The following is a 22,421-nucleotide window of genomic DNA, read 5'->3' on the forward strand; positions in this document are numbered from 1 at the left end:
TCAGGTGCGCGGCGGAGGCAGGCAGGCGAGCTGTACCCCCCGGTTGGCGCCGCGCCGCACCAGGGTGCCACGCCCCGGCGGCTGACGGCTCGGCTTGACGCCCCCGAGCAGCTGCCCCTCGGAGGGATGGCCCGACAGCACGACCCCCTGCGCCCCCAGGTCGGTCATCTGCTGGAGGAACGGCTCGTACGACGCCCGCGCCGCCCCCAGCGAGCTGCGCGCCACCAGCACCCGCAGGCCGAGGTCTCGGGCGAGCGGAAGGTATTCCAGCAGCGGCATGAGCGGGTTGCCGCTCCGCCCGGCGATCAGGTCGTAGTCGTCGATCAGCAGATAGGCGTCAGGGCCGGTGTACCAGCTGCGGGAGCGCAGCTGCTCGGGCGTCACGTCCTGCCCCGGCACCCGGGCCGCGAGCGCGTCGGACAGCTGCTTCATCATCTCGGTGACCTGACGGCCGGTGGTGCAGTAGGTCAGCAGATGCTCCTCCGGGACCGCCCCGAGCAGGCCCCGCCGGTAGTCGACCAGCATCAGCCTTGCCTGGTCCGGTGTGTACCGACGGCAGATCTGGTGCGCCAGCATGCGCAGCAGCGAGGTCTTGCCGGACGCGGCCTCGCCGAAGGCGACGAACAGCGGGTCGCTCTCGAAGTCGACCAGGGCAGGTGAGAGGTCGGTGTCGTCGATCCCGACGGCGACGGCGTGGTCGGGGAGCTCGCCGGGTCCCGGCAGTTCGTCGACGGACACCAGCTCCGGCAGTGTGCGTACCGCGGGGGCGGGCGGCCCGGACCAGTGCTCGCGCACCTTCTGCACCAGCCGGATCGTCGCGCTCTCCAGGGACTCGCCCTCGATGTCGTCGTCCAGCCTCGGCAGCGCGGTCAGCAGATGCAGTCCGTCCCGGGACAGCCCGCGCCCCGGCATGCCCAGCGGCACGAGCGCGGCCTGCCGGCGGTCGACCTCGGAATCCATCGGTTCGCCGAGCCGCAGCTCGAACCCGTCGTCCAGATACTCCCGCAGCGCGGGGCGGACCTCCACATAGGCTCGTGCGGCCGTGACCAGCAGATGCACGCCGAGCTCCGTGCCCCGGCGGGCGATGGCCAGGACGGACGGTTCGAGTGCCTCGTACTCGCTGCGCAGGGTCCCCCAGCCGTCGATGACCAGGAACACATCGCCCCAGGGCTGCTCCGGCCACTTGCCGGCCGCACGGCCTTCCCGGTAGACGGCCATCGACTCGATCCGGTGGTCGTGGAAGAACCGTTCGCGCTCGTCGAGGATGCGCACCACGTCGGCGACGGTGCGCCGGACCCGGTCCGGGGCCAGCCGGGAGGACACACCGCCCACATGCGGCAGTCCGGCCAGCGCCTCCAGCCGTCCGCCGCCGAAGTCCAGGCAGTAGAACTGCACTTCGGCGGGAGTGTGTGTGAGGGCGAACGAGGTGATGAGCGTGGCCAGGGCGGTCGACTTCCCGGATTGCGGCCCGCCGAGGACGAGGGCATGGCCGGCTTTCCGGGAGACGTTCAGGGCCAGCACGTCCTGTCTCTGCGCGAACGGCCGGTCGACCACGGCGAACGGGGCGCTGAGGGGCCCCGCCGGCCTCGGGACCTGTAGGCCGCGGCCCGGCACGACCTCCGGTGCGCGGCCGAACAGCCTCTGCAACGTGGGAGATTCGGTCAGTGACGGCAGCCAGATACGGTGGGCGGCGGGCCCGGTGGCCGACAACTGGGCGACGACGGTCTCCAGCAGCGACGCCGAGCCGTCGATGTCGTCCACGCCCGCGACGGGACCCGACACATACGCGGCCTTGAAACGGGCCGGCAGGCCCCTGTCCGCCTTCAGGAACCCGGCACCCGGCTCCGGCGGCAGGTAGTGGGCGTCGGGGTGGCCCAGCACCGCCCGGGAGTCGGCCGCGGACGAGGTGCGCAGCGCGATGCGGTACGACAGATGCGTCTCCAGGCCGCGCAGCCTGCCTTCCTCCAGCCGCTGTGAGGCCAACAGCAGGTGGACGCCAAGTGATCGGCCCAGACGGGCGATCATCACGAGCACGTCCACGAAATCCGGTGCCGCGTCGAGCAGTTCCACGAACTCGTCGATCACCACGAGGAGCGACGGGAGCGGTGGCACGTCGGGACGGTCGGTGGCGCGCTGTCTGTCGTACTCGTAGGCGCTGGGCACGCCGTGAGAGCGCAGCAGCTCCTGGCGGCGGTTCAGTTCACCGCTGAGGACATCGCGCAGCCGCGCCACGAGCAGCGGATCGCCCTCCAGATCGGTGATGGCGCCCGCCATGTGGGGCAGCTCCGTCAGACCCGCGAACGTGCTGCTGCCCTTGAAGTCGGCCAGGACGAAGGACAGTTCCTGCGCGGAGTGCCGCAGGGCGAGGCCGAGCACGATCGTACGCAGCAGTTCCGACTTGCCGGAACCGGGCGCCCCGACGCACAGGCCGTGCGGGCCCATCCCCTCCTGCGCCGCCTCCTTGAGGTCGAGCAGCACGGGTTCCCCCGCCTCGCCCACGGCGAAGGGCACCGTCAGCCGTTCCCGGGGCAACCTGCGGTCGCGCAGTGACGAGACGTCCAGCGCGGTCGGGCTGCCGATGCCGAGCAGCCGGAGGAAGGACTCGCCCGATGCGCCGGCGCGGACCTGGGCGCGGTGGCGCGACGAGCCCACGCGCAGGCTGCTCCACCCCCGCCGTACCAGTTCCGCCGTCTCCACCAGCGACTCCCGTGCCGTCACCGGCCCGGTCCCGTCGTCGAAGCGCGGCGCCGCCACCCGGAAGCGTCTGCGCCGGCACAGTGCCCACCCAACCGCGATCCCCGACGCCAGCGCCGCGTCGAAATGGGACTCCTCGGGGGCGTCGAGCGCGAGTTCCAGCCGCGTCCCCAGCAGGCCCAGCAGATCCGCCGAGAAGTCGCTCCAGCGGCGCGCCGTGACCAGCAGGTGGACACCGTAGTTCAGGCCGGTGTTGGCCAGCCGGTGCACAGTGTCGGCGAAGTCCGGGAACTCCCAGCAGAAGTCGAGCCAGCCGTCGACGACGAGAAAGACATCGCTCGCGGCCGCCGCCTCGACGCGGTCGGTGGTGCGCAGTGCGCGGAACGCCTCGATGGAGTCGATGTCGAGGTTGCGGAACAGCGTGCGCCGGGTGGACAGGATGGACTTGACCGAGGTGAGGGCGCCTTGGACCGCGTCATGCTCGTGCGGCGCCGCGATCGTCCGCACATGCGGCAGCGACCGCAGCACCCCGAGCCGGTTGACCGCGCCCTCCAGCAGGTGGAACTCGGCCTCGCGCGGAGTGTGCGTCAGGGCCAGCGACATGATCAGTGAGCGCAGCAGGGTGGTCTTGCCGCTGCCCAGCTTGCCGACGACCGCGGCGTTTCCGTCCCTGCTGGAGAAGTCGACGCACATGAGGTCGTCGGCGGTGCCGTTCTCCAGCCGCCCGATGGGCGCGAAGAGCCGTGACGTGCCCTCCCAGGTGTCGCAGATGAAGCCGCGGTCCACGGTGTCCACGGGGGGCGGCAGGAGCGAACCGAGCGGGAGTTCCTCGGCGACCGCGGGCCGGGCGGCGGGGCCCGCGGCAGGGTCGATCCACGGCGCGTAGGCCAGGGGGACGTTTCCCTCGCACTGGCCGGACTTGGTGGGAGTCTGCTCCGGCCCCGCCTGGTTGACCACCGTGTCGTGGACGTAGGTGTACAGCTCCTCCGGGGTGATCACACCGTCCCGGTTCAGGTCTGCGAGGCCCGTGTTCAGCCCCTCGATCACGGCGGTGGTGAACCGGGGGGCCGACAGGCTGTTGTCCAGCGTCAGCTGGTCGCCCTCGTAGGCGTATTCCAGCGCTGTCGACGCGGTGATGACGAAGGTGCCCCGGCCGACGAGCGCGGCCTCCACGTCCACGGGAGCGGGGGACAGCGGCGCCCCGCGGTGGAAGAGGCCGCTGTAACAGCAGTCCAGCAGCACGATCTTGGTGCGGGCCTCGCACTCGTCGAGGAGGTGGTGGATGAAGGAAGCCGGGATGGCGGTCGCGTGCGGACGCCTCAGCTGCGTGCCCAGCGTGGCGAAGAACAGCCGGTCGGCGTCGTTCCGGATGCCGTGGCAGGCGAAGTAGAGCAGCACGAGGTCGTCGGGCGACCGGTCGCTGAGGACATCCTCGACGGCCGCCTCGATCTCGTGCTTGGGCCGGTTGAGCAGTTCGCGCACCAGGTCGAAGCGCCCGATCGCGGAGTCCCGCAGCAGTGCCCCGAGTTCGCCGGCGCCCCGGGCCGGGGCCCTGAGCTGGTTGAGGCCCGGGTCCTGATAGCCGTCAGTCGCGACCAGCAGCGCGATCCGGCGTCCCGCCATCGCGAACTCCCGGTTCTTCACTGGTGTCCCGGCCCGCGGCGGCGGTCCCCGCACCGATCCGCGCGGTCACCGCCTCGACCAGCGCATGGTGGTCCTCGGCCGACAGGGCCCTGAACGCCCCCTTCGTCCCGTCGATCTCCCACTCCACCGACCGCGCCTTCGACCGCTGGAGGAAGGCCACCACGACGTTGCTCACGGCCTTGACCGTGGCGGCGGAGAAGGCGCCGCTGAGCACGAGCACCGTGAGGTCGTGTCCCGCGCCCGCCATCGAGCCGGGAGGCGGGGGCGCGGTCCCGCGTTCGACGTGCAGGACGCCCAGGGTCTTCAGATCGCCGTACAGGCTGCGCACCTGACGGTCGGTCCGCTCTGCGGTGGCCCCCGGTCCGGAGTCGATCCGCAGTTCCAGCCGCGGGCTCTCCTCGTACACGGTGTCCCCTTCCCCCAGGTGTCCGTAGCGTCGGCGCGTCCCTGTGATCGTATCCGTATCACGCGGGCCGGGGCGTGCCTTCGCACGAGGTTCGTGGGTCTCAGGAGAAGGCGCACGCGCAGAGGAGAAGACGTACGTGCGACCGGGCTCGACCGGACCTCACAGCGGTTTGCGGGCCAGGAGGTATCCCTGCGGGTCCCTCTCGTGCTCCGCCTCGGCGGCTCGCACGAGCCGGGCGAGCTCCTCGGACCCGGCCTGGCCAAGGGTGGTCCAGACGTGCGAGGTCTCGAACTCGGTGTCGGTCATGGACCCGGACTCTGGGGGCCGTTGCCTACACCGGGGTCCGGATCCGGCCCCAGCAGACCGTCCACCACGCGGCCGAACATCCGCCGGGCCGTCCACCCGAGCGGCTGGTCGAACAGGGGCGGCAGCGGACGCACGGACAGATCCTCCCGCCACACGGCGCGCGAGCGCCTCTCGCCGCACGGATGCACCTCGATCTCCGCCCAGCCGGTCACCACCCCGCCGCGCTTCTCCAGGCGGCAGAACGCCGGCGGCCGCCAGACGGTCACCTCCATCGTGTCGTCGAAGGCGAGCGGGCCCACCCCGGAGCGGGCCACGAACACCGTGCCGACGGCCGTCGGCGGCGGGGTGAGAACGGTCACCCGGGTCAACGGCACCGCGGTCGCGTGGCGCGGCCAGTCCGTGAGCCGCCGCCAGGCCTGCTCGGCGGGGAGCGGAACGAGGCGTTCGAGGCGGAAGAGGACCACCGGGGGATCGTACGCAGCGGGCGCCACCCGCGCGGCCCGACGCGCGCGGCGGTGTACGGCCACCGGAGGACATCCCGCGTCCTCGCCGGGCCGACGCCCACGGAGTACGGCGTCAGGTGTTTCGCCGCGAGTCGCGCCTGCTGGCCGAACTCGTCCAGGACGTGCGTCGCACCGACACCGCCCGCTCCCGGATCCTCGCCTCGCTGCTTAGGGTCCGCAGAGCACGCGCTCGTGCCGCCGGTTACTTCAGAGCCAGTCCTTCCGCTTGAAGATGAGGTACAAACTGGTGCATACGACCGCCATCAGGACGACAGCGAAGGGATATCCGAACACCCAGTGCAACTCCGGCATGTGGGAGAAGTTCATGCCGTAGATCGTTCCGACGAGTGTGGGGGCGAACAGGATGGCCGCCCATGAGGAGATCTTCTTGATCTCCTCGTTCTGTTCGAAGCCCGCCTCCGCCAGCGCCCGCATCTCCGCGTTCTGCTGCTGGGTGACGAGTGTCGCGTTGACCGTCAGGATGTCCGCCAGCGCCTGGCGGAAGCCGTCGACGCGTTCGCTGGTGTGCGTGACGTGGTCCGCCACGTCACGCAGGTAGCGCTGGAGCTCCTCGTCCGTGCCGTACTTCGCGAAGCCCGCCATCAGGCCGTGCAGCATGCCCACCAGGGGGCGGGTGGCGCGCTGGAACTCCACCATCTCGCGGGAGAGCTCGTAGATCCGGCGGGAAACCTCGGGGTCGCCGCGGAAGACCTCGGTCTCGATCTCGTCGATGTCGTTCTGCACGCCCGTGACCACGGGCGCGTATCCGTCCACGACCGCGTCCAGGATCGCGTACAGCACCGCCTCGGGGCCCAGCTTCAGCAGCTCGGGCGACTCCTCCATGCGATGACGGACGGCTGAAAGGTCCGGGGCCGCGCCATGGCGGACCGTGATCACGAAGTCCGGGCCCACGAACACATGCAGCTCGCCGAAGTCGACCTCCTCCGGGGCGTCCAGATAGCGGGCGGCGCGCAGGACGACGAACAGCGTGTCGCCGTACCGCTCCAGCTTCGGCCGCTGGTGCGCCTCCATCGCGTCCTCCACCGCGAGCGGGTGCAGGTCGAACTCGGCCGCCAGGGAGAGCAGCTCGGACTCGGTGGGGCGGGCCAGGCCGATCCACGCCATGCTGTCCGGGTCGTCGCGCAGCTCGCGGAAGGTGTCGGCCAGCGATGCGGGCGAGGAGATACGGACGCCGTCCCGGTACAGCGCCGCCTGCACGACGCTGCCCGCCTCCGCGGGCTCCGGCGGCGGCGGGTCGGGCCGGGGCGCCGGGGGGTTCGCGGGCGGCGTCGTGGCCTGGGGCAGGGCCCGGCGCCAGACCGGCTTCCGGCCGTTCCTGGCGGCTGGGCGGGCACGGCGCTCAGTCATCGCGGCTGCCTCCGGCTCGAACGTACGTCTGTCTGATCACGGAGCAGGATATACGGGGCAAACGAGGCGAGTGTATGAGACAGGATCCAGGATCCGGTGAGACTTGCGGACAGAAGCTGTCCGCAAGCCGGGCTAACGTGCACGTCATGACGAAGACGAGCCCCACCACCCGGGAGGCGGCCGGAAGGGCTGCCGCGGCCCCCGCGCCCCGCAAGGCGGCTCCGAGGACGGGCGCGGCCCCCGTTCTCCACGCCCGCGCCCTCAACCGGGCCACCCTCGCCCGTCAGCTCCTGCTGAGCCGGTCGCCGCTGTCCGCGAAGGCGGCCGTGACCCATCTCCTCGGGCTCCAGGCGCAGAACGTCCAGCCCCCTTACTACGCGCTCGCCGCCCGGCTGGAGGGCTTTGCCCCCGAGCACCTCTCGGCACTCATGGCCGACCGAGAGATCGTCCGCATCGTCACCCTGCGCTCCACCCTGCACAGCCACACCGCCGACGACTGCCTGTCCCTGCGCCCCCTGGTCCAGCCCGCCCGCGACCGTGAGCTCGGCCTCTTCCGCACGGGTCTCGCCGGCGTCGATCTCGAGCGCCTCACCGCGCTCGCCCGCGACCTCGTCGAGGCCGAACCCCGCACCATGAAGCAGCTGCGCGAAGCACTGCTCGCCGAGTGGCCGAACGCCGATCCGAGGGCCCTCGCCGTCGCCGCCCGGTGCCGGCTGCCGCTCGTCCAGGTGACCCCGCGCGGACTGTGGGGCACAAGCGGCCAGGTCGCGCTCACCACCGCCGGGCACTGGCTCGGGCGTGCTGCCGGTCCGGCCCCGGTGGAGCAGACCGTGCTGCGCTACCTCGCCGCCTTCGGCCCGGCGTCCGTCAAGGACATGCAGGTCTGGGCCGGGCTGACCCGGCTGCGGGACGTCTTCGCACGTCTCCGCCCCCGGCTCGTCACCTTCCACGACCCCAACGGCGTCGAACTCTTCGACCTCCCCGACGCGCCCAGGCACGACCCGGACACTCCCGCGCCGGCCCGGTTCCTGCCCGAGTTCGACAATCTGCTGCTCTCCCACGCGGACCGCACCCGGGTCGTCCCCGCCGAGCTCAAGGGCCGCGGCCGACACGGCAACCAGGCGCACCGCACGCTCCTCGTCGACGGCTTCCTGGCGGGCGTGTGGAAGCTGGAGGAGAGCGCGCTCGTGATCGAGGCCTTCGGCACCCTCACCAGGACTCAGCGGCAGGAGGTGACCGCCGAGGGGGAGCGGATGCTCGCGGTGATGCATCCCGGGACCGCCCGTGACATCCGGTTCGGGACCGTCGTACGGCGGTGACGGCTCGGTGAAGTCCGGGACGTCGGCCGCACGGGCCGCCGGAGGGAGGCCGACCGCCGAACCACGGGCGCCGTTGGGCCGGGCCCGCCGGGCCCGGCCCAACGGCCGGAGGGTTGGAAAGGGGGCGTTGCGAACCGCTCGTGGAGGCCCGCAACGCCCCCCGGTCATCTGCCTGAGGGTCGCTCAGGAGAACCTTGGGGCTAGGAGTTGACCTGGGCGGTCACCAGGTTCGAGAAGGTGGTCAGCCGGGTGTAGACACCCGGGTAACCCGCCTCGGCACAGCCGTTGCCCCAGGAAGTGATCCCTGCCAGGACGCCCCCGATGAGCAGGGGACCGCCGCTGTCGCCCTGGCAGGTGTCCACGCCGCCGGACGCGTATCCGGCGCAAACCATGTCGGACTGGACGAAGTCCGAACCGTAGGAGCTCCTGCAGCTGGAGTCCGACACGACCGGAACGGTGGCGGTGCGCAGCTGGTTGGAGGAGCTGCCGTTCTCGGAGGTGGTGCCCCAGCCGACGATCCGAGCGGTGGTGCCGGCCGCGTACACGCCCGTCTGGGAGGACGTGACGTAGGAGGCCGTCGTGTACGGCATCGACGTCGACAGCGTCAGTACGGCCACGTCGTCGCCGTTGGTGGCGTCCGTGTAGCTCGGGTTGACCCATATCTTGCTGACTTTGCTGACCGTGCCGTTGGTGCCGTTGAGGTAGGTGCGGCCGCCGACCACGCGGACGCTGCTCGGGGTCTCCCCGACCATGCAGTGCGCCGCGGTGACGACCTTCCTGGCCGCGACCAGGGTGCCGCCGCAGAACTGGCCACCGGACGCGTCCGTGATCTGCATCATGAACGGGTACGCGGTCGTCGTGGTCGTCGTGCCGCCGACGATCGGCTGGGGCGCGGCGACGGCGGTGGTGGCGCCGAGCAGCGCGGTCGTGGTGGCGGCGGCGGTCGCGAGGGCGGCGGCGACGGACTTTCTTGCGCGGTTGAGCCCGAACATGAGTCTCCTCAAGGGGTTGCCGGTGGGGGGTCGCGCGAGTGGGGTGATGCACGTCGGCGCCGGCCTTCCCGTTCGAGTGGACGTCGAGCGGAGTGGGGACCGACCCCGGTGTGCCCGGCGAGCGGCACGCCCTTACGCTAGAAGTCGACCCGGTCCCGCCCCAATGAGGGAACCCCCTAAGGGAGTTGGGCAGGGAAAACCCTCGGTCTGCGCGCGTAAACCGGTGCCTCGGCAAGTCGGCCGAATCCGGTCAGGCTTCAGCGGTGCCCGGCCGCCAGCCGCACGATGTCCACCCGTGACCGGATGCCCAGCTTGCGGTACACCCGGGTGAGGGTCGCCTCCACGGTCTTCACGCTGACGAACAGACGGGCCGCGATCTCGCGGTTGGTCGCTCCCTCCATGACCAGCGCGGCGACCTGCCGTTCCGTCGCGGCCAGGGTGTCCAGGGCCGCCGCGGCCAGGCGTGGCTGGGCGGCTCCCGTGACCGTGGCCGTCTCCACCTGGCGCAGCCACGGCATCGCGCGGCAGCGCCGGAAGAGCCGGGCCGCCTCGTCGTACGGGGTGGGCCCGGGCTTCTGGGTGCGCAGACCCGCCAGCGCGTACGCGGCCCGCGCCTCCTCCAGCCCGTACCCCAGTCTCGCCAGACGGTCCTGAGCCGACGTCAACTGCCGTTCCGCCGCCGCGGTCTCCCCGCGCGAGGAGCGCACCAGCGCCTCGGCCCGGTCCAGCACCGCCAGCACGCTCTCCCGCCCGAGGCGCAGGGCATGGGCGCGGGTCGCGTCGATGACGTCCTGCGCCTCGGCCGGTTCCCCGATGCGCACCAGCGCCTCGGCGAGGTCGCCGTGCCAGCGGCCCCGGGCCGGATCGGTGACCCCGAGCCCCTCCTCCAGCTCCCGGACCCGGCGCAGCGATCCCACCGTCCCGGCCGCGTCCCCGGCCACCAGCTGGGCATGCCCCAGGGCGGCCAGTGCCCGCGACAGATACAGCACGTCGCCGTCTTCCTCGGCGCGTCCCACCGCCTCCCGGGCCAGCGTCAGAGCCCGCTCCACCTCGCCGCCCGCGGCCTCCGCGAGTGAGGTGAGCATGGCGCTCGCCGCCTCTCCGATGCCCGTGTCACGGGCCAGCCGCAGGCTCTCGCGCGCCAGGTCGAGGGCCCGGCCGCAGTGCCCTGACCGCAGTTCGGTCTCCGCGAGTCCGCGCAGGAAGTGCACCTCGGCCTCGACCATCCCGCGCCGCCGCACCTCGCGCAGCAGACCACTGATCGTCTTGCGCGCCTCGACCAGCTGATCGCTCATGATCAGCCAGCGGAACCGCGCGGAACCCGCGCCGTTGTGATCGCACGCCACACGGGGGTCCTGCGGCTCCTTCAGTGCCCGCTTGATGGTGGCGGGCGCGTCCGGATGCCCCATCAGCGTCTCGGCCTGCGCCTGGAAGGCCAGCGCCAGCAGCTCGTTGCGCCGGTCACCGGCCCGCGCCGCCAGATCCGCAGCGAGCGCGCCCTCCTCCCGGGCCCGGTCGAAGTCGCCCTCCACGAGCAGGGCCCGCCAGGCGAGCTGGTAGTGCACGAGGGTGAGCAGCCGCGGGTCGTCGTCCGCGTCCGAGAGCGCCTGCGGGAAGACCGCGTCGACCTCGGCCATAGCGTGCCCGGCGGCGTCGATCACGACCATCCACGCCCGCACCCGGTCCGCCGGTTCGGTCGTCTGCGACAGCACCTCGTCGGCGATGTCCCGCGCGAAGTCCGTCTCACCCGCCGTCAACGCGTCCTCGGCGGCCTGCAACCGCCGTTCGTCCGCGCCCGGCACCGCGCCCGCCGGTGTGTGCCGGGCCGCGAGCAGCCCGAGCTCGGCCGCCACCGACGGCGCGCCCCGGTCCCGGGCGGCGGCCGCGGCCTCGGCGAGCCGCCCGGCCACCCCGGGGTCGGTGCCGGTGCTCGCGAGCGCGAGGTGCCGGGCCCGCTCGATCGGATCGGACGCCGCCGTCGACAGGGCCGCGTGCGCGGCCCGTCGCTCCTGCGCGCTCGCCTGCGCGTACAGCGCGGCCGATATCAGCGGATGGGCGAACCGTACGCCCGGCGCGTCCCGCTCCGTCACCAGCAGCCCGAGCGCGGCGGCCTGCGCGGTCTCCGCCTCCGCGTTCTGCCGTCCCGCGGCGCGCAGCAGGGTCAGTGTGGGCCGTGCCCCGGCGCTGGCCACGAGCAGGGTGCGGCGGGCTTCCGCGGACAGTGCCTCCAGCCGGTTGAGCACCAGCGCGCGCAGCGAGGTCGGCACCGGCAGCGGCTCACCGGGACTCGGTGCTGTCGTGCTCTCGAACAGGGCGCGGCCGAGCTCCAGCGCGAACAGCGGGTTCCCGCCGCTGGTGCGGTGGATGTGCCGGACGGTGGAGCGGGACAGGCCCGTGTAGCCGCGGTGGTCGAGCAGTTCGGCGACCTGGGTGAGGGGGAGCGGGCCGACCCGGACCGCCAGCGTGTCAGGCGGGGCCGCGCTCAGATAGCGGTCGTGCTCCTGCCCCTGCGGCTCGGTGTGCGTGCGCACCGCGCACAGCATCTGCACGGGCGTGCCGCCGAGGCGCCGAGCGGCGAAGCCGAGAAGTTCGGCACTGGCCGGGTCCAGCCACTGCAAGTCGTCTGCGACGATCAGCACGGGCCCCCGGGCCGCGAGTGTGCGCAGGGTGGACAGCACCGCGAGCCGCAGCGCGAGACCGTCCCGTTGCAGAGTGGATTCGCCACGGCCGGTGAGCGCGGACTCCAGCGCGGTGCGCTGTGGCGCGGGCAGCCGGTCGGCGACCTCGTCCACGACGAGGCCCAGCAGGTCCGCGAGGGCCAGGAAGGGCAGATGGGATTCGGACTCGGTCGCCGAGCAGCGCAACACGGTGCGCACCGCCTCGCCGTAATCCGCGGCCAGCGAGCGCAGGACGGTGGACTTTCCTATTCCGGCCGGACCGTGCACCAGCACACTTCCCCCACCGGCAAGTTGCTCGCGCGCTCCCGCGAACAGCTCCTCCCGGCCGATGACCAGGTCGGGGCGGGGTCTGGCAGGCTCCTTGAAGTCCCGTCGCACGGTCACCGCTCCCCTCGTGTGTCGTGTCCTGGCCAATATTAGGCAACGAGCCTTTGAATTTCGGACAGACGGCGAGGTGAGGCAAATGACAAGGCGACGGCACAAGGGAATTCACCGCAGCGCCGAATGAATGGGAACCCGCCGTCACGGGGGTTCGCAAAATGGGCGGGTGCGTGGCAATACGCCGGGAACCCGCGCAGAGCCTGACAGAAGGCGGTCGACACCGCTCAGGCCCCTTCTTGGCGCTGGTGTGCCGTCCAAACGAAACCCCCTAGGGCAACACCCCGGCACGCCGCGCGGCGACCACCGCCTCCCATCGCGTGTGCGCGCCCAACTTCCGCATGGCCGACCGCAGATACCCCTTCACGGTCTCCGGGCGCAGCCCCAGCCGCTCCGCTGCCGCCGCGTTGGTGGAGCCGACCGCCACGCACGACAGGACGTCCACCTCCCGCGGCGACAGTCCCTCGGTCGCCGCCGCGGGAACGGAGGACGCCGCGCCCGCGAGACGCCCGCACGCATCGAGCAGTTCCGCCCGCAGCGCCGGGTCCTCGACCCGCTGGGCCAGCGACCGCAGCATGCCGTGCGCCTCGCGGACCCGCTCCCAGGCCGCACCGGACGGCCCCGCGGGTTCCCGGGCGGCCGCCAGCATGGCCCGCGCCTCGTCCCGCGCGACCAACGCCTGCTCCACGTCGCGCGCCGCGGCCACGGCCGCGCTCAGCGTGCGGTCACCCAGTGGCTGGGCCGTCCGCAGGGCACCGTAGAGCACACCGCGCACCCTGCGCCGTACGACGACCGGCACCGCGACCACGGACCGCAGGCCCTCCGCCGCCACCGCGCCGTCGTACTCATGGCTGATCTGCCTCGAGACCGAGTAGTCGGTCACCGCGCACGGCCGGGCCAGCGCGACCACCTTGCCGCCCAGGCCGCTGCCGGAGACGACGGCGAGCGCGCTGAGCGCCGTCGTCTCGTGGCCGCTCAGTTCGCTGATGCGGATCTGCGGACGCCCGGACTCCACCAGACCGCCGAAGGCGACCGGCAGTCCCGTGGCACGCCGCAGCCGCACCAGCGCGCCGCGTACCTCCACCGCCTCGGCTGCGTCAGCTGCCACGTGCCCGCCCCTTCGTCGCGGCGCACCCCCGTTCGGGGGTGGTGAGACCTGCATCACGGATTACACGATGTTAGGTGGCTGCCCGGCAATAAGGAGGACACGTGACGGCGAACACCGATCCGACGGACGCGTTCCGGACCGCGCGGGACTTCCTGCTCGCGCACCGGGAGGACTACGCCACGGCGTACGCGGGCTTCCACTGGCCGCGTCCGGCGCACTTCAACTGGGCGCTCGACTGGTTCGACGTCATCGCCGAGGGCAACGGCCGCACCGCGCTGCACATCGTCGAGGAGGACGGCCGCGAGACCCGGCTGTCCTTCGCCGAGCTGTCCGTACGCTCCGACCAGGCCGCGAACTGGCTGCGCGGGCGCGGCGTCCGCGCCGAGGACCGCGTCCTCGTCATGCTCGGCAACCAGGCCGAGCTGTGGGTGACGGCACTGGCCGCGATGAAGCTGCGCGCCGTGGTCATCCCGGCCACCCCGCTGCTCGGCCCCGCCGACCTGCGCGACCGGGTCGACCGCGGCCGGGTCCGGCACGTGATCGCACGCGCCGAGGACACCGGCAAGTTCGACGAGGTGCCCGGCGACTACACCCGCATCGCGGTCGGCGGCGCGGGCGCGGGCTGGCAGCCGTTCGAGGACCTGCACGACGCCCCCGCGCTCTTCGTGCCCGACGGCCCCACGCCGGCCGACGACCCGCTGATGCTGTACTTCACCTCGGGCACCACCGCACGTGCCAAGCTGGTGGAACACACCCATGTCTCGTACCCCATCGGCCATCTGGCGACCATGTACTGGATCGGCCTCAAGCCGGGGGACGTCCACCTCAACATCTCCTCCCCGGGCTGGGCCAAGCACGCCTGGTCGAACCTGTTCGCGCCGTGGAACGCGGAGGCGACCGTGTTCCTCCACAACTACGCGCGCTTCGACGCGGCCCGGCTGATGGCCGAGATGCACCGGGCCGGCGTGACCACCTTCTGCGCCCCGCCGACGGTGTGGCGCATGCTCATCCAGGCGGACCTCACCCAGCTGCGCACCCCGCCGCGCGAGGCGGTCGCCGCCGGCGAGCCGCTCAACCCCGAGGTCATCGAGCAGGTGCGGCGGGCCTGGGGCGTGACCGTCCGGGACGGGTTCGGACAGACCGAGACGGCCGTACAGGTCTCCAACAGCCCCGGCCAGCCCATGAAGACGGGTTCGATGGGCCGCCCGAGCCCCGGCTTCCGCATCGAACTGCTGGATCCGGTGACCGGGGCACCGGGGGCGACGGAGGGCGAGATCGCCCTGGACCTGTCCGCCCGGCCCGTCGGTCTGATGACCGGCTACCACGGCGATGCCGACCGCACCGCGGACGTCATGGCGGGCGGCTACTACCGCACGGGGGACATCGGTTCACGGGACGAAGACGGGTATATCACCTATGTCGGGCGGGCCGACGATGTCTTCAAGGCCTCCGACTACAAGATCTCCCCCTTCGAGCTGGAGAGCGCGCTCCTGGAGCACGAGGCGGTGGCCGAGGCCGCCGTGGTGCCCGCGCCGGACGAGCTGCGCCTGGCCGTCCCCAAGGCGTACATCGTGCTCGCCGCGGGCTGGGAGCCCGGGCCGGACACCGCCAAGGTCCTCTTCGAACACTCCCGGGGGGTCCTCGCCCCCTACAAGCGCATCCGGCGCCTGGAGTTCGGCGACCTGCCCAAGACCGTCTCCGGCAAGATCCGCCGCGTCGAACTGCGCGAGGCCACGGCCGCCGGGTCGGGGAGCGAGTACCGCGAGGAGGACTTCCGGTGACCGCACTGTCGTACACACACGGGACCAGCACCACGCCGCTGCTCGGCGACACCATCGGCGCCAATCTCGACCGGGCGATCGCCGCGCACCCCGAACGCGACGCCCTCGTGGACGTGGCCTCCGGACGTCGATGGACCTACGCCGAGTTCGGCGCCGCCGTCGACGAGGTGGCCCTCGGGCTGCTCGCCAAGGACGTGCGCAAGGGCGACCGGGTCGGCATCTGGGCGGTCAACTGCCCCGAGTGGGTGCTGATCCAGTACGCCACCGCCCGCATCGGCGCGATCATGGTGAACATCAACCCCGCCTACCGCGCCCACGAGCTGGCGTACGTGCTCAAACAGTCCGGGGTCTCGCTCCTGGTCGCCTCCCTCGCCCACCGGACGAGCGACTACCGCGCCCTGGTGGAACAGGTCCGCGGCGACTGCCCCGAGTTGCGTGAGACCGTCTACATCGGCGACCCCGGCTGGGAGGCGCTCACCGCGGGCGGGGCCTCGGTGCCACACACGCGACTGGCCGCCGCGGCCGCCGAGTTGAGCTGTGACGACCCGGTCAACATCCAGTACACCTCGGGCACCACCGGTTTCCCCAAGGGGGCCACGCTCTCCCACCACAACATCCTCAACAACGGCTACTGGGTGGGCCGTACGATCGGCTACACGGAGCAGGACCGGGTGTGTCTGCCCGTGCCGTTCTACCACTGCTTCGGCATGGTCATGGGGAACCTGGGAGCCACCTCGCACGGCGCCTGCATCGTGATCCCGGCGCCGTCCTTCGACCCGAGGGCGACCCTGGAGGCGGTGCAGCGGGAACGCTGCACCTCTCTGTACGGCGTGCCCACGATGTTCATCGCCGAGCTGAACCTCCCCGACTTCGCGACGTTCGACCTGTCGTCCCTGAGGACCGGCATCATGGCGGGCTCGCCGTGTCCCGTCGAGGTGATGAAACGGGTGGTCGCCGAGATGCACATGGAGGAGGTGTCCATCTGCTACGGCATGACCGAGACCTCTCCGGTGTCGCTCCAGACGCGGATGGACGACGACCTGGAGCATCGCACCGGAACCGTGGGCCGGGTCCTGCCGCACATCGAGGTGAAGGTCGTCGACCCGGCGTCCGGCGTGACCCTGCCGCGTGGTGCGGCCGGTGAGCTGTGCACCCGCGGCTACGGCGTGATGCTCGGTTACTGGAACGAGCCGGGGAAGACCGCGGAGGCCGTCGACTCCGGCCGCTGGATGCACACCGGCGACCTGGCGAGGATGCGCGACGACGGCTATGTCGAGATCGTCGGCCGCATCAAGGACATGATCATCCGCGGTGGCGAGAACATCTACCCGCGGGAGGTCGAGGAGTTCCTGTACGCGCACCCGAAGATCGCCGACGTCCAGGTGGTCGGCATCCCCCACGAGCGCTACGGCGAGGAGGTCCTCGCCTGTGTGATCCCGCGCGACCCGGCCGATCCGCCGACGCTCGAGGAGGTCCGGGTCTTCTGCGCGGAGCGGCTCGCGCACTACAAGGTCCCGAGCCGGCTGCGGATTCTCGACTCCTTCCCGATGACCGTCTCGGGGAAGGTGCGCAAGGTGGAGCTGCGGGAGACCTACGCGGACGGGGCGTAGGTAACGCGCACCCGCCGCGGGAGGGAAGGGGGAAGGGGTCAGGCTCGGCCTGCGGCCAGTTCGTCGGCGAGGCTGTTCACCGGCTGGGGCTCCCCGGTGAGGTCGAGGACGAACAGGGGGACGCCGAGCCGGTCGGCGACGGAACGGGCGTCGTCCGCATAGCCCGCGAGCGAGAAGTAGACACAGCGGGCGGACTCCGACATGGCGGTGAGCCACAGGCACTCCACGTCCCGCAGCGTGGCCGGCTGCACCGTCGGGTCCACCTGCGCGAGGATCCCGCGTGCGGCGAGCCCGATCCCGCTGGGCTGCCGCTGGTCGGCGCGTCGTATGTCGAGGTAGCCGAGCCAGCGCAGATAGAGGGCGGCTGCGGTGACGGCGTCGCGCGCGGAGCGTATGGCCACGGGCTGGAACGCGGTACGGGACGGCTTCCGGCCGCCGCCCGGAGTCTCGCCCGGGTCCTGCGGTGACCCGGGGCCCGGCTGTGGCCGCACCCCGTCCACCGGGACACGGAGGATCGTCCCGCACGTGCAGCCCAGTTCCGGGTGCGGCCACTCGTCCTCGCGCTCGCACGTACCGCAGCGGACCGTGATCCAGTCGTCGGCCCAGGTGCGGTGGGTGACGACGGAGGGTTCGCCGAGACGGTCCAGGGGTGCGGCGACGGGGGCGCCGCACACGCAGGGATAGCGCGGCGCCGCGTAGAGATGCTCGCGCCGGCAGACCGGACAGCGCACGAGGACGCTCTCGGACATGATCCCCTCCACCCCTCGCGTCGGGACCGCGGTCCCATCCTGCTCCCGTCGGCCCGCGCTTGTCCCCGGCTTCGCGCACCGCACGGCCCCGCCGCCCTCTCTTGACGGCCCGCATCGAGCCACCTAGATTGCTTCCAGATAACAGAAGTTATTTTCCGTGATGCGGAATAGACGGAAAGCAAGGAAGAGAAGTGCTCACCGCGGGGCGCGACGGGAGCGCGAGTCCGACAGCCGAAGCAGGAGTACTCCATGGCTCGTATGACCGCTGCCCGCACGGCAGTCGAGATCCTCAGGCGTGAGGGCGTCAGCCACGCGTTCGGGGTCCCGGGTGCGGCGATCAACCCCTTCTACGCGGCCCTGAAGGCCTCCGGCGGGATCCACCACACCCTCGCCCGCCATGTCGAAGGCGCCTCCCATATGGCGGAGGGCTACACCCGGGCCCGTCCCGGCGCCATCGGTGTGTGCATCGGCACTTCGGGTCCGGCCGGCACTGACATGATCACCGGGCTCTACTCGGCGACCGGTGACTCGATTCCGATCCTCTGTATCACCGGGCAGGCCCCGACCGCGGTGATCCACAAGGAGGACTTCCAGGCCGTCGACATCGCCTCCATCGCGAGGCCGGTCACGAAGATGGCCGTCACCGTCCTGGAGGCCGCCCAGGTGCCGGGCGTCTTCCAGAAGGCCTTCCATCTCATGCGCTCCGGCCGGCCCGGGCCCGTCCTCATCGACCTGCCCGTCGACGTCCAGCTCACCGAGATCGAGTTCGACCCCGAGACATACGAGCCGCTTCCCGTCTACAAGCCCGCCGCCACCCGGGCCCAGATCGAGAAGGCGATGGCACTCCTCAACGCCTCCGAACGCCCGCTGATCGTCGCCGGTGGCGGAGTCATCACCGCCGACGCCGCCGAACTCCTCCTGGAATTCGCCGAGCTGACGGGCATTCCGGTGGTGCCGACCCTGATGGGCTGGGGCGCCATCCCGGACGACCACGAGCTGAACGCCGGCATGGTGGGCCTGCAGACCTCGCACCGATACGGCAACGCGACGTACCTGGAGTCCGACTTCGTCCTCGGCATCGGCAACCGCTGGGCCAATCGGCACACCGGCAGGCTCGACGTCTACACGGCGGGCCGCACGTTCGTCCACGTCGACATCGAGCCCACCCAGATCGGCAGGATCTTCGCCCCGGACTACGGCATCACCTCCGACGCCAAGGCGGCGCTCGAGCTGTTCGTCGACGTCGCACAGGAGTTGAAGGCGGCCGGACGGCTGCCCGGCCGAGGCGACTGGGCGGCCGCCGCTCAGGAGAGAAAGGCCCGCCTCGAGCGCCGTACACACTTCGACGACATCCCGATCAAGCCGCAGCGGGTCTACGAGGAGATGAACAAGGCCTTCGGACCCGAGACCCGGTATGTCTCCACCATCGGTCTCTCCCAGATCGCCGGCGCCCAGTTGCTGCACGTCTTCCGGCCCCGCCACTGGATCAACTGCGGTCAGGCCGGCCCGCTCGGCTGGACCATCCCGGCCGCGCTGGGCGTCGCCACGGCCGACCCGGAGGCGTCCGTCGTCGCCCTCTCCGGCGACTACGACTTCCAGTTCATGATCGAGGAGCTGGCCGTCGGCGCGCAGCACCGGATCCCGTACGTCCACGTCCTGGTGAACAACGCCTATCTCGGCCTGATCCGCCAGGCACAGCGGGCATTCGCCATCGACTTCCAGGTCAACCTGGAGTTCGAGAACATCAACTCGCCCGAGCTGGGCGTCTACGGCGTGGACCACGTCAAGGTCGCCGAGGGCCTCGGCTGCAAGGCGATCCGGGTGACCGAGCCCGCCGAGCTGGGCGCCGCCTTCGAGCAGGCCGCGAAGCTCGCCGCCGAGTACCGGGTGCCGGTCGTCGTCGAGGTGATCCTGGAGCGCGTCACCAACATCGCCATGTCGGTCACCAACGACATCAGCGCCGTGGTCGAGTTCGAGGAGAACGATTAGCGGCTGCGAGGGAATCGGCGCAACGATCCGACACACGCGCAGGTCATGGGGGTCCGCTAGGGCGACCCCGCCCCGCATCCGCCGCCGGACCCGTGCCGGACTCGTGCCGGACCCGTGCCGGCGGAGGGGGCGTGGGGCAGGCCCGCCGCTCGCGGACGTCCCTGTTCCGTAAGGGGCTCGGGCGTTCCGCGGCGGCCTTGCGGCCGCTGTGATGGGAAGCATGAGATCGCGCTTGCTTCCACCGGTGTTCCAAGGCAGGTTGCACGACGCCCGCACCGCGACGTCGATCGGGCGGTGGCTCGGCCTCGCCTTCGCGGTGTGCTTCGTCACCGGTCTGATCAGCCATGTGCTGCAGCATCCGCCGGCCTGGGCGGCCGACGACCTGCCGAGCCGCCCGGTGTCGGGCTACCGGCTCACCCAGGGGCTGCACGTCGCCTCCGGTATCGCGGCGGTTCCCCTGCTGCTGGCCAAGTTGTGGACGGTGTACCCGCGGCTGTTCGCCTGGCCGCCGGTGCGGTCGGTGCGGCACGCGCTGGAGCGGCTGTCGGTGGCCGTGCTGGTGGCGGCGGCCGTCTTCGAGTTGGCAACAGGCCTGCTGAACACCGCGCAGTGGTATCCGTGGCCGTTCTCCTTCGTGCCGGTGCACTACGCCGTGGCCTGGCTGGTGGCCGGATCGCTCACGCTGCACATCGCGGTCAAGGCCCCCGAGATCCGGGCCCACTGGAGTCGACGGTCGCCGGGCACCCTGGCCCTGCCCGAGGAGGACGGGCCCGACCGGCGTTCGCTGCTGGCCGCGGTGGCAGCGGCGGTGGGTACGGTCACCGTGACCACCGTGGGCCAGTCCTTCACCCCACTGAAGGACCTCATCCTGCTCGCACCCCGCCATCCGGACCACGGCCCGCAGGGCCTGCCGGTCAACCGCACGGCTGCTGCGGCCGGAGTCGGGCTGATTCCGGCCGAGCGCTACCGCCTGACGGTCGCCGGGCCGCGGCCGTACACCCTGACGCTGGATGAGCTGCGCGGCCTGCCACAACACGAGGTGGAACTGCCGATCGCCTGCGTGGAGGGATGGAGCAAGTCGGCGCACTGGACGGGCGTGCGCGTCAGGGACCTCCTGGAGCTCGCGGGCGCCCCGCCGCACGCCCGCGTACGGGCGGTGTCCCTCCAGACACGGGGCGGATACCGGGTCTCCGAGATGGGGCATGAGCACGCCCGTGACCCGCTGACCCTGCTCGCCCTGCGTCTGAACGGTCGGGAACTCTCCCCCGACCACGGCTACCCCGCGCGCCTCATCGCACCGAACCGGCCCGGCGTGTTGCAGACCAAGTGGGTCGGCCGACTGGAGGTGCTGTCATGAGGGTGAGCGCGATGCGCCTGCTGGCGGGCGCGGCGGGTCTGGCGCTCATGGGCGTGGGAGGGTCACTGCTGCTGGGCGTGGCGCATCTGACGGGGGTGCTGTTGTGGCTGTCCGCGGCCCTGGTACTGCACGACGCGCTGATCGCGCCACTGGTGCTGCTCGTCGGGCTGGTGCTGGTCCGCGGCGGTGTGCGCGGGCCGGTCCGCGGTGCACTGCTGGTCGCGGGTGCCCTGACAGCGGTCGCCCTGCCGGTGCTGCTGCGCCCGGGCCGGCCGGCCAACTCCTCGGTCCTGCCGCTGGACTACCCGCGCAACTGGCTGCTCGCCCTGGTCGCGGTGGCGACGGCCACCGCGCTCCTGGGGACTGCGCGGGGGCTTCGCCGCGGGCGACGGCGCCCACCTCCGTAAGGGGTCCTTGCACCAAGAGCTCCGAACAAACGGGAGCGCGAGCCGGAAGGGTCGAGGACGTCGCGGCGGAGCGCGTGCCGACGGCGACCGGGACGCCGAAGGTCTGACGCACACAGCGGCGAGGGGCGGCCCTGAGACGGGCCGCCCCTCGCGCTCTTTTCTGCCCCGGAGAGGTCCGGCACGCCGGGACGCCCCCGTCGTCCGCGTCGTGCCCGGTCGGCGCGGATGCGCCGTCCCGACCCCTCCGGTGGGGTCCGCCGCCCCCGTGCCGGCGGGCCCCGTGTGTCGATAATGGGCCCGCAGAGCAGGGGAGTTGAAGCCTTGCGGCCGGTGTTCAGAGGTTGACTTGAGGGTTACGTAGGGCGCCTACGCATGTCTGTGTAGGCGGCCTACTCGATCTCTTCGATGTCGTGCTCCGACAGGCCCGGCCACTCGTCGGGCCCGCCGCCCTGCCACTCGATGAGGTCGCTCTCCTCGACCTCGATCCGGTCCAGGTCGGCCAGGCGCAGGATCTCGACGACGTCGTCGAGGTGGCTGGCGAGCCCGAGGGTCACATCGCCCTCGGTGACCCGCCGGGATCCGTCCAGGGCCGGGGCGTGCACCACGATGTGCGGATGCTGGATTGACTGTTCCATGTCTTCAGCCTCCTTCCCCCGGGCCCGATCTGCACGCCGGACGCACGAAGAGGCCGGACGCGGCCGTTCCCCGTCCGGCGCTCCGGGTCTGGGTGGTGGCCGTCCGGCGGCGCGAGGCCGGGCGCGACGGGACGTTCGCGCCGCCGGACGGAGTTCATGTCGTGGCGGGACCGCGGCGGATGCGACGGTTCCGGTTCGCTCTTCCCTCAGGTCTGGAAGGGACGTCCGGGACCTTCACCACCGCACTGGCTCGCACTCCCCGAGTTCTCGGCTTCGCCGGAACAGGGGGATTCCGCCGCGGTCCTCGCCGGGCCCGCCGTGCCGAACGGCCACCCTTTGTCAGGGTCGCCCGGCGGCGGGCCGTGTGCCCGGGTCCGACTGGTCGTCAGCTACCGGGCACGGCTTGGAGATTCTGATCGGCACAAAGGGTTCCGGGTGGCGCCGGCGCCCGGGCGCGACAGGACTGGTGTCGGCGCCGACGCCACCCGGAGGTCTGG

At 71.8% G+C, this 22,421-nt stretch carries 16 protein-coding genes; 6 read left to right on the forward strand and 10 right to left on the reverse strand.

Translation table 11 applies throughout. From position 1 onward, the window contains the following. The 5 genes from eccCb to ABZ823_RS21245 form a co-directional block, all read right to left on the reverse strand. On the reverse strand, positions 1-4,317 hold the full coding sequence (gene eccCb / locus ABZ823_RS21225; protein WP_361662417.1) for a type VII secretion protein EccCb: 4,317 nt from the start codon (positions 4,315-4,317) through the stop codon (positions 1-3). Beyond that, positions 4,280-4,744, reverse strand: a complete 465-nt coding sequence (locus tag ABZ823_RS21230) for a hypothetical protein (RefSeq protein WP_361662420.1) — start codon at positions 4,742-4,744, stop codon at positions 4,280-4,282. Before ABZ823_RS21230 ends, eccCb begins: the two co-directional genes overlap by 38 nt. Positions 4,745-4,903: 159 nt before the next feature. Then, on the reverse strand, positions 4,904-5,050 hold the full coding sequence (locus ABZ823_RS21235; protein WP_361662424.1) for a hypothetical protein: 147 nt from the start codon (positions 5,048-5,050) through the stop codon (positions 4,904-4,906). Further along, positions 5,047-5,514 (reverse strand): SRPBCC family protein, encoded by a 468-nt coding sequence (locus tag ABZ823_RS21240; RefSeq protein WP_361662427.1) that lies wholly within the window; start codon positions 5,512-5,514, stop codon positions 5,047-5,049. The genes ABZ823_RS21235 and ABZ823_RS21240 overlap by 4 nt, the downstream gene beginning before the upstream one ends. A gap of 246 nt (positions 5,515-5,760) precedes the next feature. Beyond that, the gene (locus ABZ823_RS21245; RefSeq protein ID WP_361662429.1) at positions 5,761-6,921 is read right to left on the reverse strand and encodes a magnesium and cobalt transport protein CorA; all 1,161 of its coding nucleotides are present in this window, start codon (positions 6,919-6,921) and stop codon (positions 5,761-5,763) included. A 146-nt stretch (positions 6,922-7,067) separates the two neighbouring features. Between ABZ823_RS21245 and ABZ823_RS21250 the strand changes: the two genes are divergently transcribed. Next, complete coding sequence (locus ABZ823_RS21250) at positions 7,068-8,240, forward strand: winged helix DNA-binding domain-containing protein (RefSeq protein WP_361662432.1); 1,173 nt, start codon at positions 7,068-7,070, stop codon at positions 8,238-8,240. A 200-nt stretch (positions 8,241-8,440) separates the two neighbouring features. Here ABZ823_RS21250 and ABZ823_RS21255 read toward each other — a convergent pair whose 3' ends face one another. The 3 genes from ABZ823_RS21255 to ABZ823_RS21265 all read right to left on the reverse strand — a co-directional run bounded on the left by ABZ823_RS21255 (position 8,441) and on the right by ABZ823_RS21265 (position 13,396). After that, positions 8,441-9,232, reverse strand: a complete 792-nt coding sequence (locus tag ABZ823_RS21255) for a serine protease (RefSeq protein ID WP_361662435.1) — start codon at positions 9,230-9,232, stop codon at positions 8,441-8,443. Positions 9,233-9,489: 257 nt separating this feature from the next. Then, positions 9,490-12,294, reverse strand: coding sequence for an AAA family ATPase (locus ABZ823_RS21260; RefSeq protein ID WP_361662437.1), 2,805 nt, complete (start codon positions 12,292-12,294; stop codon positions 9,490-9,492). Between the two features lie 265 nt (positions 12,295-12,559). Next, the gene (locus ABZ823_RS21265; protein ID WP_361662440.1) at positions 12,560-13,396 is read right to left on the reverse strand and encodes a LuxR C-terminal-related transcriptional regulator; all 837 of its coding nucleotides are present in this window, start codon (positions 13,394-13,396) and stop codon (positions 12,560-12,562) included. Positions 13,397-13,497: 101 nt separating this feature from the next. On the opposite strand from ABZ823_RS21265, the gene ABZ823_RS21270 reads away from it, so the two are divergent. Together ABZ823_RS21270 and ABZ823_RS21275 are read left to right on the forward strand one after the other, a co-directional pair. After that, positions 13,498-15,177: an AMP-binding protein gene (locus ABZ823_RS21270; RefSeq protein ID WP_361662443.1), complete on the forward strand. Its 1,680-nt coding sequence runs from the start codon at positions 13,498-13,500 to the stop codon at positions 15,175-15,177. Next, on the forward strand, positions 15,174-16,787 hold the full coding sequence (locus ABZ823_RS21275; RefSeq protein ID WP_361662446.1) for an AMP-binding protein: 1,614 nt from the start codon (positions 15,174-15,176) through the stop codon (positions 16,785-16,787). The genes ABZ823_RS21270 and ABZ823_RS21275 overlap by 4 nt, the downstream gene beginning before the upstream one ends. Before the next feature lie 38 nt (positions 16,788-16,825). Here the strand turns inward: ABZ823_RS21275 and ABZ823_RS21280 are convergent, their stop codons facing one another. Next, entirely contained in the window at positions 16,826-17,536 is a 711-nt protein-coding gene (locus tag ABZ823_RS21280) for a hypothetical protein (protein WP_361662449.1), read from the reverse strand. Between the two features lie 249 nt (positions 17,537-17,785). Between ABZ823_RS21280 and gcl the strand changes: the two genes are divergently transcribed. The 3 genes from gcl to ABZ823_RS21295 all read left to right on the forward strand — a co-directional run bounded on the left by gcl (position 17,786) and on the right by ABZ823_RS21295 (position 21,289). Beyond that, positions 17,786-19,525: a glyoxylate carboligase gene (gene gcl / locus ABZ823_RS21285; RefSeq protein ID WP_361662452.1), complete on the forward strand. Its 1,740-nt coding sequence runs from the start codon at positions 17,786-17,788 to the stop codon at positions 19,523-19,525. A gap of 220 nt (positions 19,526-19,745) precedes the next feature. Further along, the gene (locus ABZ823_RS21290) at positions 19,746-20,882 is read left to right on the forward strand and encodes a molybdopterin-dependent oxidoreductase (protein ID WP_361662455.1); all 1,137 of its coding nucleotides are present in this window, start codon (positions 19,746-19,748) and stop codon (positions 20,880-20,882) included. Then, on the forward strand, positions 20,879-21,289 hold the full coding sequence (locus tag ABZ823_RS21295) for a hypothetical protein (RefSeq protein WP_361662458.1): 411 nt from the start codon (positions 20,879-20,881) through the stop codon (positions 21,287-21,289). The genes ABZ823_RS21290 and ABZ823_RS21295 overlap by 4 nt, the downstream gene beginning before the upstream one ends. Before the next feature lie 389 nt (positions 21,290-21,678). Here the strand turns inward: ABZ823_RS21295 and ABZ823_RS21300 are convergent, their stop codons facing one another. Continuing rightward, complete coding sequence (locus ABZ823_RS21300; protein WP_361662461.1) at positions 21,679-21,924, reverse strand: hypothetical protein; 246 nt, start codon at positions 21,922-21,924, stop codon at positions 21,679-21,681. Positions 21,925-22,421 lie beyond the last annotated feature (497 nt).

The sequence above is a fragment of the Streptomyces sp. NPDC047079 genome, from assembly GCF_040643755.1.
Lineage (GTDB): Bacteria > Actinomycetota > Actinomycetes > Streptomycetales > Streptomycetaceae > Streptomyces.

Bases quoted from the DNA above. Each gene is read 5' to 3' on its own strand.
- ABZ823_RS21235 (WP_361662424.1), bottom strand. From the start codon at position 5,050: ATGACCGACACCGAGTTCGAGACCTCGCACGTCTGGACCACCCTTGGC.
- eccCb (WP_361662417.1), bottom strand. From the start codon at position 4,317: ATGGCGGGACGCCGGATCGCGCTGCTGGTCGCGACTGACGGCTATCAG.
- ABZ823_RS21295 (WP_361662458.1), top strand. From the start codon at position 20,879: ATGAGGGTGAGCGCGATGCGCCTGCTGGCGGGCGCGGCGGGTCTGGCG.
- gcl (WP_361662452.1), top strand. From the start codon at position 17,786: ATGGCTCGTATGACCGCTGCCCGCACGGCAGTCGAGATCCTCAGGCGT.
- ABZ823_RS21245 (WP_361662429.1), bottom strand. From the start codon at position 6,921: ATGACTGAGCGCCGTGCCCGCCCAGCCGCCAGGAACGGCCGGAAGCCG.
- ABZ823_RS21280 (WP_361662449.1), bottom strand. From the start codon at position 17,536: ATGTCCGAGAGCGTCCTCGTGCGCTGTCCGGTCTGCCGGCGCGAGCAT.
- ABZ823_RS21290 (WP_361662455.1), top strand. From the start codon at position 19,746: ATGAGATCGCGCTTGCTTCCACCGGTGTTCCAAGGCAGGTTGCACGAC.
- ABZ823_RS21300 (WP_361662461.1), bottom strand. From the start codon at position 21,924: ATGGAACAGTCAATCCAGCATCCGCACATCGTGGTGCACGCCCCGGCC.
- ABZ823_RS21255 (WP_361662435.1), bottom strand. From the start codon at position 9,232: ATGTTCGGGCTCAACCGCGCAAGAAAGTCCGTCGCCGCCGCCCTCGCG.
- ABZ823_RS21250 (WP_361662432.1), top strand. From the start codon at position 7,068: ATGACGAAGACGAGCCCCACCACCCGGGAGGCGGCCGGAAGGGCTGCC.